Annotated in this window: 13 protein-coding genes and 1 riboswitch; all 13 genes read right to left on the bottom strand. The window is 45.2% G+C overall.

The features are described from left to right. Positions 1-5: 5 nt before the first annotated feature. A complete protein-coding gene (locus N5C46_RS18590) occupies positions 6-1,568 on the bottom strand; it encodes a Na+/H+ antiporter NhaC family protein (RefSeq protein ID WP_261749757.1) in 1,563 nt (520 codons plus the stop codon). 115 nt (positions 1,569-1,683) lie between these two features. Further along, a riboswitch (Lysine riboswitch) is annotated at positions 1,684-1,866 on the bottom strand. A gap of 79 nt (positions 1,867-1,945) precedes the next feature. Beyond that, positions 1,946-2,707 (bottom strand): sporulation protein YunB, encoded by a 762-nt coding sequence (gene yunB, locus N5C46_RS18585; RefSeq protein WP_261749756.1) that lies wholly within the window; start codon positions 2,705-2,707, stop codon positions 1,946-1,948. A 58-nt stretch (positions 2,708-2,765) separates the two neighbouring features. After that, complete coding sequence (locus N5C46_RS18580; protein ID WP_261749755.1) at positions 2,766-3,878, bottom strand: HD-GYP domain-containing protein; 1,113 nt, start codon at positions 3,876-3,878, stop codon at positions 2,766-2,768. Between the two features lie 177 nt (positions 3,879-4,055). Beyond that, positions 4,056-4,358: a YunC family protein gene (locus tag N5C46_RS18575; protein ID WP_261749754.1), complete on the bottom strand. Its 303-nt coding sequence runs from the start codon at positions 4,356-4,358 to the stop codon at positions 4,056-4,058. Positions 4,359-4,414: 56 nt separating this feature from the next. Further along, complete coding sequence (locus N5C46_RS18570) at positions 4,415-5,767, bottom strand: bifunctional metallophosphatase/5'-nucleotidase (RefSeq protein ID WP_261749753.1); 1,353 nt, start codon at positions 5,765-5,767, stop codon at positions 4,415-4,417. A 27-nt stretch (positions 5,768-5,794) separates the two neighbouring features. Beyond that, positions 5,795-6,619 carry a sulfite exporter TauE/SafE family protein gene (locus N5C46_RS18565; RefSeq protein ID WP_254652254.1) on the bottom strand — a complete coding sequence of 275 codons (825 nt, stop codon included), beginning with the start codon at positions 6,617-6,619 and terminating at the stop codon, positions 5,795-5,797. 21 nt (positions 6,620-6,640) lie between these two features. Continuing rightward, the gene (locus N5C46_RS18560) at positions 6,641-7,483 is read right to left on the bottom strand and encodes a DUF72 domain-containing protein (protein ID WP_261749752.1); all 843 of its coding nucleotides are present in this window, start codon (positions 7,481-7,483) and stop codon (positions 6,641-6,643) included. Between the two features lie 150 nt (positions 7,484-7,633). Continuing rightward, positions 7,634-9,031: a Fe-S cluster assembly protein SufB gene (sufB, locus tag N5C46_RS18555; RefSeq protein WP_034763673.1), complete on the bottom strand. Its 1,398-nt coding sequence runs from the start codon at positions 9,029-9,031 to the stop codon at positions 7,634-7,636. Positions 9,032-9,069: 38 nt separating this feature from the next. Next, positions 9,070-9,510, bottom strand: coding sequence for a Fe-S cluster assembly sulfur transfer protein SufU (gene sufU / locus N5C46_RS18550; RefSeq protein WP_079532022.1), 441 nt, complete (start codon positions 9,508-9,510; stop codon positions 9,070-9,072). After that, positions 9,500-10,729 (bottom strand): cysteine desulfurase, encoded by a 1,230-nt coding sequence (locus tag N5C46_RS18545; protein WP_261749751.1) that lies wholly within the window; start codon positions 10,727-10,729, stop codon positions 9,500-9,502. Before N5C46_RS18545 ends, sufU begins: the two co-directional genes overlap by 11 nt. Further along, entirely contained in the window at positions 10,729-12,039 is a 1,311-nt protein-coding gene (sufD, locus tag N5C46_RS18540; protein ID WP_261749750.1) for a Fe-S cluster assembly protein SufD, read from the bottom strand. Before sufD ends, N5C46_RS18545 begins: the two co-directional genes overlap by 1 nt. Before the next feature lie 17 nt (positions 12,040-12,056). Next, positions 12,057-12,842 carry a Fe-S cluster assembly ATPase SufC gene (sufC, locus tag N5C46_RS18535; RefSeq protein ID WP_098350060.1) on the bottom strand — a complete coding sequence of 262 codons (786 nt, stop codon included), beginning with the start codon at positions 12,840-12,842 and terminating at the stop codon, positions 12,057-12,059. A gap of 472 nt (positions 12,843-13,314) precedes the next feature. After that, entirely contained in the window at positions 13,315-13,461 is a 147-nt protein-coding gene (locus N5C46_RS18530; protein WP_167562138.1) for a YuzK family famiily protein, read from the bottom strand. Between the last annotated feature and the right edge of the window lie 133 nt (positions 13,462-13,594).

Here is a 13,594-nt window from a genome sequence, read left to right as displayed (position 1 = left end):
CTCTACTATTCTGCAGATGCAGGTTTCGCTTTTTCACCGAACAGGAAGGCGATTGCCAGGATTAAGATGATGACAACCACAAGTCCCAGGATGGTGCTTCCAGTGAATCCTAATACAAGGTAACCGATTGCGGCTACCACTGCACCGATGACCGCATATGGAAGTTGCGTAAGCACGTGATCGATATGGTTGCTTCCCGCTCCTGTAGAGGAAAGGATCGTCGTATCCGAAATCGGTGAACAGTGGTCACCCAGTACAGATCCGGCAAGCACCGCTGCCATGGCAGGAAGTAAGATCGTTACATCCGATGCTGCAGCAATTTCCCCTGCGATCGGCAGTAATATACCAAACGATCCCCAAGAGGTTCCCGTTGAGAAAGCCATGATGCCGGCAACCATGAATAAAATGACCGGAAGTGCCTGCATCGGCAGGCTTGATTGCTCTACCAAACCTGCAAGATACGTACCTGTTTGCAATTGGTCGATAAGCGTAACGATCGTCCAGGCAAAGATCAGAATATAAACAGCCGGAAGCATCGACTTGATTCCTTCCACTACGGCTGTCCCGATTGCACTCCCTTCAATTCCTTTCAAACTTACTTGACGAAGGAAGAAAATCAGGGAAACAAGAAGTCCGAATAATCCACCATACAATAACGATTTGGTTACATCCGTATTTTCAAAGATCGGCAGCAGGTCAAATGATCCCACCGCTTGATACCCAGTCCACAGCATCATGGAAACAGTACCGATGACTAGGGCCACGATCGGCCAGACAAGGTCGCCTACCGAGCCTTTTGAGCTGACTGGAAGATCGTTTTTCAATTCACCGGGAATTTCTTTGCCGGGATCATAAAGATCTCCCGTTTCTAGTGCACGTACTTCATGCTCTTTCATTTTACCGAAATCAAGTCCCTTATAAGCAACCATGACGACTAGCAGTACGGCCGCCCACACGTAAAGGTTCATAGGGATCATTTGTATGAAAGCTGAAAATGCCGTGTATTCCGTGATGCTGTGAGCAGTCAGAATAGAACCGATGATCCCGATGATGTATGCTCCCCAGCTTGAAATCGGGGACACTACACAGATCGGAGCCGATGTTGAATCAATGATATAGGCTAATTTAGCACGTGAGATTCTGTGACGATCCGTGATGGGTCTTGAAACCTGTCCAACAGCAAGGGCATTGAAATAGTCGTCAATAAAAATGATGATACCCAGTACCGCAGCCAAAAGCTGTGCACCCTGTCTTGTCTTCACACGTTTCATCGCCCATTCACCGAATGCGCGGCTCCCGCCTGAGATATTCACAAATGCGGTGATGATACCAAGAATGAGTAAGAAGAAAATGATGTAGACATTCCAGGTGTTAAGTCCGCCGTCTGCGACAAAGATGCCCTTGAAGGCGTCCCAGATAAAGCTGATTGTTTTCGTGATTGAGAAGTCTGCCAACAAAAAGGCAGATGCGACGATCCCTACTCCCAGTGAAAGCAGTACCCGTCTTGTGAGAATAACCATAAGAATGGCTAAAAGGGGTGGTAATAATGAGTAAATCGTGTTTTCCATAGTGTCCTCCTCCTATTTGATAGGGGGGAACCATCGTAGCATGACAGAGGATAATAAAAAAAGGCAACGATAGAGAAACTATCATTACCTTTGTTAGTAACGTAAGTGCTCCATCACGATCTGTAGCTCCCCATTATAGAGATTTCCCTATAATGACAGTGTTATCCTTCTTCAAGACAACCCCAGCAAATACACCTTCGACATGCATATTTACTTCGGCAAAGATTCCCTTTCATCTGTTTTCTCCGTTGTCATCCTCGAACAGATTACTCTTGAACCCTGCGCCTCTACCCCATCGGACTGATGATGTGGTGTGTTATAAAATTTTCTTTATTAATATAACAAACTATCATTCTTTTGACAACTTTTTTTCGTGACTAATTTGTGGGAAATTCAATGGAAGGACTCGATTCCCCTCCACCATTGTTATAAAATTGCGGTACATCCAGATGGACAGTGCCCATGGCAACCAGAATATCCTGCTTGATCGTTTCGGTTTTCGTTGCAAACGGGATGATGATCTGCACATTCACTTCAAGCTCCACAAATACCTTCACAACCGCATTATTGATGCCGAACTGTTCCACCGTCGTTTTCACATCGGACCGTACATCACCGATGGAATGAAAGCGGATCGGGATTTTCGGTCCCAGGTTCCCGAGCAGTACGTTATTCGTCGCCTGACCCAAAGGAACGGAATAAGTGATGCCCTTCGATGTTTTCGACTTCCCTTCATCAATTTCCACCTCAGTGAGAAATTCCAGGTTTTCTATATTCCCGGCTTCTGCTTCCTGAAGGTTCTGCTGCACAAGATTTGTTATCTCTGCCTGGACCCTGTTAATCGTCTGTGTATTATATTTAAATGAAACGATATCTCCTTCTGAATTCTTCACTTCTTCGGTTATATCCGAAATATCCAGAACATCGGCAATCTTCTTATTGATGGCTTTGTTAATCACCAGGGTACCGATCCTGCTCGTCTGTGTCTCGGCATATGCAAGGAGCGTTGGCTTCAACCCTTTGTTAATGATCCACAATCCGAATCCCGTTGAGATCATAAAGAACAGAAATGTAATAATCATGACATGACGAAAAGGCAGCGGACCTCCTCGGGGTTTGTAGGTTTTGAACTTAGACACAAAAATCCCCCCTCACAAGCTATTTGTATGCATTGTAAGAGGGGTTTAGCGCAAAAATTTATTTAATCTTAAGAGATTGCGGTTCATAATCAGGATCAAAGCCCGTGATCACCTTGTCTAATTCCTTGCTTAAATCGAGTGGGTAAGGAGCGTCTGACTCCTGCCCATCTTCTTCGATGATCCGTATGACAGGACGGTCTGTGACTCCTCTATTTTGATCGGTCACAATCCCTTTCCTTCCATCATTCAATTCCACGATCATGCCATTCGGATACATCGCGACCGATGAACGGAATGCTTCGATCACTTGTGAATCGAACAGGGATCCCGATCCCGCATATAATACCTCTAATGCCTGATGGGGGAGCATCGCTTTCCTGTAGACCCTGTTTGAAGTCATGGCATCAAATACATCGGCCACAGCGATGATCTTTGCGAACGGATGGATATCCTCACCCTTGATCCCCCGCGGATAACCGGACCCATCGAGCCTCTCATGATGCTGATAGGCACAGTGCGCGATGATCAGGGACACCGAATGCAGCTGTCTCAAGATCTCAAAGCCATGTTCAGAGTGTTTCTTGATTTCACAGAATTCGTCTTCCGTAAGTTTCCCGGGCTTCAACAGGATCTCTTCCGGCACAAGCATCTTCCCGATATCATGGAGGATCGCCCCAACCCCGAGCTGCTCCAGCTGCTTCTGTGAAAGCTTTAGTTCAAGACCGATGGAAAGTGTATATAACGTAACATTAAATGAGTGATGAAAAATATAGGAGTCGTATGTAAACACATCTGTCAAAATCGTGAGAAGATCATGATTCCCCTTTACTTCGGACAGGACGACATCGATCACCTGCTTCAATTGAGTGGCACTATCTTCAATCATGAGGAGGCTTGGCTTCTCTTTGGATGTGCTTAGTTGATTGAAGGCCATCTCAATATTCTGAACCGCCTCTTGTCTCACTTTACTCGAAACGGTCCCCTTCACATGGATTCCACTTGAAAGAGAGTCTTCAATATAGACATACTGAATACTAAGCTCCTGCAATCTGTAAATCATGCGTTCTGTAATGGGAACATTATCATGAATCAACGCTTGACCTCTCATATTATATACCGTTGTAGCTAGAACCATGCCGGGTTTCAACGCCCGTGTTGATATAAGCCTCATAGAATTCTCCTATGTAATTCTTTCATTTTTCGACAAAATTTCCTAGTATCTCCATTATAAAGGATAAAAAGGATCTTGCAAGGTGTATTTGGTTAAATATTCATGAAAGAATATAGACGAAATAAGAGGGAAAAACAAAGACCAGCCGCTCAGGAGAGCACTGGTCCTATTTTGATTCTATATCATTTTTAACAGCGCGTCCCTTCCGGCCATCCCCGTGTAGATGCCGAGATTCGCTGCTTCATAGGTGACGGACTCCAGCGGTGCATCGAGGAGCTGATCGATGGTTTTCACACCAACCGCTCTTCCCGCGATGATCCCCCTGTCCTTTAATTTTTCATTCAGCAGCGCAACATCAAGTGCCCCACACATGATATATCCTTTTTCACTCGTCACGACGAGGAGATTGGTTTTCGGAAGTGCAACGGAAATCGCTGTAAAAGTATGTCCCCCAATGGTGATCGGAGATACATTCATCATGTTTCATCGCTCCCTTCACTCATATGTATGTCATGAGCGTGGAAACGGTGAGACATTTACTGTTTCAATTTCCATTCGAGGACATCCCGTAAAAATTCCGGCATAAAGTACTTCTTCTCAAGCCTCTGAAGGTCCGGAAAGAAGTGGCCGAATGTAAACATATCCGGCAGGGCCAGCTTGTATATCTTCCCGGGGTCGACGGGGACCTTCCCGATGAAGATGTCATGGTCTTCAAAGTGGATATTCGAATACACGAACCTCCCCATCACTTTCCCCCTGAAACCAAGTCCTTTCACTTCAAGATGCGGCCAGTCCTCATTAAGGGTCTGCTTAATGATTTCCTTCAGCTCGGCTCCCTTCATCCGGATCATGCAGGGGTTGATCGGGTGGGGAAGGATACGATGCAGGTCCTGCTTTGTCACCATTCCTTCCTCAAGTCCATCTATGAGGAGACCGGCATTAAGAAAACCGCAATCGGCCCCACACCACTCCATTAGTGCATCACAAAGCATTTCAGGCAGCGGGGACGTGTGAAACCAGTCAACCGGGAAAGATTTTGTCAGGCAGGTCACTTCCTGCTTTAATAGCTCCTGCCCGTTCCGGAACCATTGATCCCTGTCCTCCGCTTCCCTGACAACAGACGGAAGTTCCGCCTGCTCATATAGACGGGCCTTTTTTTCCACGACCTGCTTTGTAGATGTATCCACCTCGATCTTCATATGACCGACATAATGGCCGTATTTCCCTGCAGCACCAAGCATGGTGCCATTCACCTCTTTCCCCTGAGGTAAGACATGATGAGTATGGGCCCCCAGGATAACGTCTATTTCAGGGAATTGATTCCCGATCATCTCATCATCCCTTTTTCCCAAATGGGAAAGGAGTATGATCATATCGACATTGGGGCGAACCTCCTGAACCAACTTCCTCAGTTCATCCAAAGGGGAGGTGATGTTCCAGCCCAGAGCTTCGTAAAAAGGTTTGAAGTAGGCCGTTAATCCGATGACGCCAATCCTCACTCCACTGCCGGTACGATAAACCCGGTGAGTCTCCGCCCAACCTGGACGCCTGGAGGAACGATCCAGCAGGTTTCCTACAATCACATCAAACCGGGCACTGTCATACAGGCTGTTTAAATCATCATAATCCAATGTGATTCCTTCATTGTTTCCGATTGTTACAGCATCGAACCCGGCTTCATTTAATAACTCGACGTTCCCTTTTCCTAACGTCGCTTCTGTCAATGGATGCCAGCGGTCCACATGATCACCGATATCAAATAGATACACAGATTCCCCGTCATTCATATGCTTCTGTTTTCTCTGTTTTAAAAAGTCCCTGATCCTTGGCCAGTTCTCCAGGTGACTGTGAAGATCGTTTGTATGATAAATATGAATGGTTTCTCCCATAAATCGTTCACTCCTATTGGAGGAATGTTATCCTGTCATTCCTTGATAAATCAATCGAATACCAATTAAAATCAATATAATCCTCAATACGCTCACCAATACTTTGGACTCGAGCTTCGTATTGATATATGCCCCGGCCTTTGCCCCGATCCAGGCTCCCGGAATGAGAGCCAGTGCATACAGCCATTTGACATTCCCGAATATCACATGTGTTCCCGAGCTCACCAATGCCGAAAGAAAAATCATAAACATGGATGTTGCAACAGCCACATGGGGCGGGAAAAGAAAAATCAGGATCATGGCCGGGACCATCAGAGAGCCGCCGCCAATGCCAAACAAACCCGATGTAAATCCAACGACGAAGGCGATCACCACTCCAAGTAATGGAGGATATCCATACCGGAAGGTTTCTCCACTTGGATCGGTAAATTCCCTCTGAAAAGAGGCATTCCTGAATTTTTCTATAGGCTTTAATTTATTCCTGATCATCAGAATAAGGGCCACCAGTATCATAAAGATACCAAAATAAAGATTGAAGCTTTCCATATTCAATCCCTTGTTTACCCAGGCTCCAAGAATCGAACCGGGTCCGCTCCCCGCAAAGAAAATCAATCCGCTTTTATAATCGACGGTTTTATGCTTTAAGTATGCAAGGGTGGAAGATAACCCTGTAAATATCATGATGACCAGTGAGGTACCCACAGCGGTCTGAGGGTTCATCCCTTCTACCAGGCTTGTATATGTACCAAAGTAGATCAGGGCGGGTACAATGATGACGCCACCGCCTAAACCGACCAGTGATCCTATCGCACCTGCCAAAAGCCCGATTGATAGAAGAACAATCCATTCCATCTGTTTTTCATCTCCTGTCGGCTAAAATAAATCCAACTGCTTCGGGGCAAGACCTTCATACTCTAGCCCCAATAATTCAATCAGTTCTTTCGCATTATCAGCCGCGTCCCCACCAGAATTATTGTTAAAAAGAATATAAAGATCCTTAGACCTTTCGTGCAAATGATGAAGATGGGGAATCCACTCCTCGAGCTCGGCACGATTATAGCGATATAAATAGCGGACCTCCCGCCAATCTTCCCCATTCGGTTTATTCCAACCATAGAGATTCCTGCCGTGAAACCGGATGAGAGTGGCATCTTTATGCGTCGCTTCGAGCACCCGGGGAACGGATCCTTCACCCGCTTGGGGTTCATCGCAAATGCTGTGGATCCATCCTTCTTTTTTCATGAATGTCAGCGTCTTGTCCCGATACTCGGGTCTGAACCAGCTCTGATTCCGGAATTCAAGTGATACAGGAAGATCTTTCAATTGCTCCCTGCAGTACCGAATATAATCGACATTCTCTTTTTTACAATCGTACCATGGCGGGAATTGAAGAAGGACCATCGCCAGTTTCCCTGCATCCACGTATGGAACAAGGGACTCTTTAAAGGCTCTGAACATCTCTTCCTTTGTTTCAAAAGGGATCTCTCCACGCTGATGGCCAGTCATCCCCTGGTACGCTTTCACAATGAATTTAAAGTCCTCTGGTGTTTCCTTTACCCATTTCTCTGCATTCCGAATAGGCTGGACAGCATAAAACGTCGTGTCCACCTCAACGATGGGGAAATGAGCTCCGTATTCTTTTAGTTTGTCCCTGGGGGAAACATTCTCATAAAGGGTATCATGATCTCCCCAGCCTGTAACTCCTATGTATATCATCCGCATTCACCTGCTTTATTATGAACATGTCCATTTTATCATAAGGGAAATGGAAATTCTTATGTTTGGATTGAGGGTGGATAAAATAGTGGGGAATAAATTAAGCCAGAAAAAAACTCCCCTGATGACTCAAGGGAGTTTGATTGATTATTAACCGATTGAACCTTCCATTTCGAACTTGATCAGACGGTTCATTTCGACTGCATATTCCATTGGAAGTTCTTTCGTGAATGGCTCGATGAAGCCCATTACGATCATTTCTGTTGCTTCTTCCTCAGAAATACCACGGCTCATAAGATAGAATAATTGTTCTTCTGATACTTTTGAAACCTTCGCTTCGTGTTCTAACGAGATGTTATCGTTCAGAATTTCGTTGTAAGGAATCGTATCGGAAGTCGATTGATTATCCATGATCAGCGTGTCACACTCAATATTTGAGCGTGCGCCTTCCGCTTTACGGCCAAAGTGTACAATTCCACGGTACGTTACTTTCCCACCATGCTTGGAGATGGATTTAGAAACGATTGTAGAAGATGTATTAGGTGCAAGGTGAATCATTTTCGCTCCTGCATCCTGGTGCTGGCCTTTACCTGCAAGTGCAATGGATAGTGTCATACCACGTGCGCCTTCACCCTTAAGGATGACAGCCGGATATTTCATCGTCAGTTTCGAACCGATGTTTCCATCCACCCATTCCATCGTTGCGTTCGCTTCACATACAGCACGCTTCGTCACAAGGTTGAACACGTTGTTCGCCCAGTTTTGAATCGTCGTATAACGGCAGTACGCATCTTTCTTGATGATGATTTCAACGACTGCAGAGTGAAGTGAGTTCGTTGTGTAAACCGGTGCTGTACAACCTTCAACATAGTGCACGCTTGCGCCTTCGTCGACGATGATCAGCGTACGCTCGAACTGACCCATGTTTTCAGAATTGATACGGAAGTAAGCTTGAAGTGGTGTATCCACCTTTACACCTTTAGGTACATAGATGAAAGATCCACCGGACCAAACCGCTGAGTTCAAGGCTGCGAATTTATTATCCGTTGGAGGGATAACCTTCGCCCAATGCTCACGGAATAGCTCTTCATTTTCTTTAAGGGCGGAATCTGTATCTTTGAATACGATCCCCATGTCTTCAAGATCGGATTGCATGTTGTGATAAACAACTTCTGACTCATACTGAGCAGAAACCCCTGCAAGATACTTTTGCTCTGCTTCAGGGATCCCTAATTTATCAAACGTCTGCTTGATTTCTTCAGGTACTTCATCCCAGCTGCGCTCTGACTTTTCAGAAGGCTTCACATAGTAAGTGATCTCATCGAAGTTCAGTTCCTGCATGTCTCCGCCCCATTGAGGCATAGACATATTATAAAAATGCTCAAGTGACTTCAAACGGAAATCAAGCATCCACTTAGGCTCATCTTTCATACGGGAAATTTCTTCAACGATTTCCCGCGTCAAACCACGTTTAGAACGGAAAATCGATACGTCTTTATCGCTAAAGCCATATTTATAGTCTCCGATCTCAGGCATCTTCTTTGCCATGTTGATTCCTCCATTCTTAAATAGAGTCGGAGAAGAGCTTATTCTTGCTCTTCTTCCTGCACTCCTTTTTCCATCGCTTTCCAGGCCAGTGTCGCACATTTGATACGGGCCGGAAATTTCGCGACTCCTTGTAATGCTTCTATATCTCCTAAATCCACATCGTCGTCATACTCATTGCCCTGCATCATATCAGAGAAGATCTTCGAAAGCTTGAGTGCCTTCTCGATCTCTTTTCCCTTGACCGCTTGTGTCATCATGGACGCAGAAGCCATGGAGATCGAACAGCCTTCCCCGTCGAACTTCGCATCCTGAACGACACCATCTTCAACCTTTAACGTAAGGTGAATGCGGTCTCCACATGTAGGGTTATTCATATCGATGGTAAAGCTCCCATCCTCTAAAGAACCTTTATTACGTGGATTCTTATAATGATCCATGATGACTTGTCGATATAACTGATCTAAATTATTAAAAGACATCGCTGAAAAACTCCTTTGTCTTCACCAGGCCGGCAACAAGTTTATCAATATCTTCTTCTGTGTTGTAAAGATAGAAGCTTGCACGTGCCGTTGCCGATACGTTCAACCACTTCATCAGCGGCTGTGCACAATGATGGCCTGCACGGACGGCAATCCCTTCTGCGTCAAGTACGGTAGCCACATCATGGGGATGGACATCATCTATGTTGAAAGTCACAAGACCGGCACGCTGCCCGGGATCACTTGGTCCGAAGATGGTCATACCCTCTACTTCGTTCATCTTATCCAAAGCATAAGCGGCAAGCTTATGCTCATGCTCTTCAATGTTATGAAGACCGACTTGCTCAAGGAAATCGATGGCAGCTCCAAGGCCGATGGCGCCAGCAATGATCGGAGTACCTCCTTCAAATTTCCACGGAAGCTCTTTCCAAGTGGATTCCTGAAGTCCGACAAAGTCGATCATCTCTCCACCGAATTCAACCGGCTCCATATTATTCAGATGCTTTTTCTTGCCATACAATACCCCGATTCCGGTAGGACCCACCATCTTATGACCGGAGAAGGCGAAGAAATCGCAGTCCAAATCTTGTACGTCAATCTTCATATGTGGAGCAGCCTGTGCTCCATCCACCACCATGACGGCACCATTTTCATGAGCGATCTTGGTGATTTCCTTGATTGGATTCATCGTACCGAGTACGTTTGAAACCATCATGATGGAAACGATCTTCGTTTGAGAAGTGACGGTCTCCCTTACATCCTCGATCGCAATCGTTCCATTTTCCTGCAGAGGAACGTATTTCAACGTTGCTCCCGTTTCTTTCGCCAGCTGCTGCCAAGGAATGATATTACTGTGATGTTCCATATGAGTGATCACAATTTCATCACCCTCAGCTAAATTGGCCCGGCCGTAGCTGGCTGCGACGGTATTGATCGCGGTCGTCGTCCCACGGGTGAAAATGACCTCCTGGGTAGAGGAAGCGTTGATGAAATTCCGGACCTTTTCACGGGCCCCTTCATAGCCATCTGTCGCTCTAGTCCCAAGGGTGTGGACACCCCGGTGAACATTCGAGTTATATCCACGATAATAATCGTTTACTGCTTCTATAACGGAAACCGGCTTCTGAGACGTTGCGGCACTATCAAGATAAACGAGTGGATGGCCATTTACTTCCTGGTCGAGAATCGGAAATTGTTTACGAATCTCTTTTACATCCATTAGTTTACTTTCCTTTCAATTACCTCAACCAGTTGTTTCTTGACTCCTTCGATCGGTAATTGCTTTACCACAGGAGCAAGGAAGCCGTGAATCACAAGACGTTCAGCTTCATGCTGAGGAATCCCTCGGCTCATTAGATAGTAAAGTTGAAGTGGATCCACTCGCCCTACTGAAGCCGCGTGTCCTGCCGTTACGTCATCTTCATCAATCAGAAGGATCGGGTTCGCATCCCCACGTGCTTTTTCGCTAAGCATCAATACGCGTGATTCCTGCTCTGCATTTGACTTTGAAGCACCATGTTCAATCTTACCGATGCCGTTGAAGATAGAAGATGATTCGTCCTTCATAACGCCATGCTTAAGGATGTATCCTTCAGAATTCTTTCCGTAGTGAACAACCTTCGTCGTGAAGTTTTGCTTCTGTTTGCCGCGACCGACGACTACGGTTTTCGTATCGCCATAAGAGCCATCGCCCATAAGGTTCGTCACGTTTTCAGAAACAGTGTCACCGTCGTTCATTAATCCTAAAGCCCACTCGATGCGTGCATCCCTTGCAGCTACTCCACGACGGTTTACGTAAGTCGTGATTCCGCTTGAAAGATTATCCACTGCACCGTATGCCACTTTAGCGTTATTGTTTGCCAATACTTCTGTGACAATGTTATAAACTCCATCTTCAACGTCTGCAGTAGAGATATAGTTCTCCACATATGTGACAGAGCTGTTATCTTCAGCGACAACCAATACATGGTTGAACATCGCAACTTCAGCATTGTCGTGAACGTAAACCGCTTGAATCGGTTGTGACAGCTCCACGTTCTTCGGAATGTAAAGGAATGCTCCTCCATTCATCAATGCAGCATGGAGGGCTGTAAGCTTATGCTCATCCGTTTTGACGCCTTCAGTCATGAAGTACTTCTGTACAAGCTCACTGTGTTCTTTCACAGCCGTAAAAATATCCGTAAAAATAACACCGTTATCTTTTAATTCGTTCGATAGTGAAAGAAAAGCAGGTGTATTATTCCGTTGAATATAAAGACTTTGATCTTTGTTATCTAAATCAACTAGTGCTTTCGCTTCTTCAGGCAGCTCGCTCAATGATGAAAACGCGTCACTTTCCACTGTATGCTTCTGGAATTGAGTGAAGTTCCAGTTTGTGATCTTCGTTTTATCTGCAACTGGAAGGCTAAGATCCTTTACTTTATCAAAGGCATCTGTACGAAGGGCTGTTAACCATTCCGGCTCTCCAAGTTGTTTTGAGTAGGAGCTGACATAGTCTTGATCTACTGGTAGTTTCGTTTCTACAGTCATTTTCATCCCCCTAACACTTACGCTTCTTGGCCGACAGTTTCGTCTTTGATTCCCAGCTCTTCTTTAATCCAGTCATATCCTTCTGCTTCAAGGCGCTGTGCTAATTCTTCGCCGCCTGATTTCACAATGCGTCCCTGCATCATAACGTGGACGTGATCAGGAGTGATGTAGTTAAGAAGGCGCTGATAGTGAGTGATGATCAGGCAGCCGAAATCTTCCCCACGCATTTTGTTGATTCCTTTGGAAACCACTTTAAGCGCATCGATATCCAGACCTGAATCAATCTCGTCAAGGATGGCGATCTTAGGTTGGATCATCATTAGTTGAAGGATTTCATTACGTTTCTTCTCTCCGCCTGAGAATCCTTCGTTCAGGTAACGTTGAGCCATATCCGGGTCCATCTCAAGGTATTCCATTTCAGAATCCATTTTGCGGATGAACTTCATAAGTGAAATTTCTTCGCCCTCTTCACGACGGCTGTTGATCGCTGAACGTAAGAAGTCTGCGTTCGTTACACCGCTGATTTCACTTGGGTACTGCATTGCAAGGAATAGACCTACGCGTGCGCGCTCATCCACTTCCATTTCAAGGACATCTTCACCGTCGAACGTGATGCTTCCTTTTGTCACTTCATACTTTGGGTGACCCATGATAGCAGAAGATAAAGTTGATTTACCTGTACCGTTTGGTCCCATTACTGCGTGGATTTCTCCACCTTTAATTTCAAGGTTAACCCCTTTCAGGATTTCCTTTCCTTCAATCTCAACATGAAGATCTTTGATTGTTAAAGTAGAACCTGCCATGTATATTTACCTCCGTGACTTTATAATGAATTTAAGAATATAATTCTTTAATCATTCTCAATTTATTCTCATTACAATCTTATAACAAATAAAAGCTATTATCAACTTTTTCAAGTTGTCAGTTCATGTTAACCGAACGATAGAATCCCTTTCTATTGTTGGCCAAAACGGGTGGGAAAATGTAGGCGGTCTAAGAGGTGTTTTCTTAGGCGGACTATGTGAGAACTTTTGCTTTTCTTATAGCGAGTGGTTTGATTTCCGCTGCAGGTGCTCGCTTTCCGCGGGGCGTGAGTTGAGCCTCCTCGGGCTTTGCCCTGTGGGGTCTCAACTTTCCCGCTATTCCCGTCGGAGTCGAGCACCTTCCGCTCCAATCAATTTTCAAAGCTTGAGCTTCCTATAATGACCACAAATTTTATTTTTAAAAACAAAAAACCAGTGCATCGTCTACACTGGTTTGCTTTTTTCTTCCTTATTATATATTAGCGTGCACCCTGCGATCAAGTGCAGCAATCATTCGGCGGCTTTCTTTGTAATCCTGCTCTCTTTTCTTCTCTACTTGCATTCTGACTTCATGCTTTCGTTTGTACACCTCATAACCTATTCCATGGGCTCCATGCATTGCCTTCTCCATTTCACTTGTGTACGAGATACTCTCAAGAGAGTCGATAATGAATCATTCCTTTCGGGTTTTTAATTACTTTACAACTATACTACCCCCTCGTTCACAAGACAAAACCGGTATTTCATCATTT

It is taken from the genome of Rossellomorea vietnamensis, assembly GCF_025398035.1.
GTDB classification, from domain to species: domain Bacteria; phylum Bacillota; class Bacilli; order Bacillales; family Bacillaceae_B; genus Rossellomorea; species Rossellomorea vietnamensis_B.
This window is presented reverse-complemented; position numbering and strand designations above follow the sequence as displayed.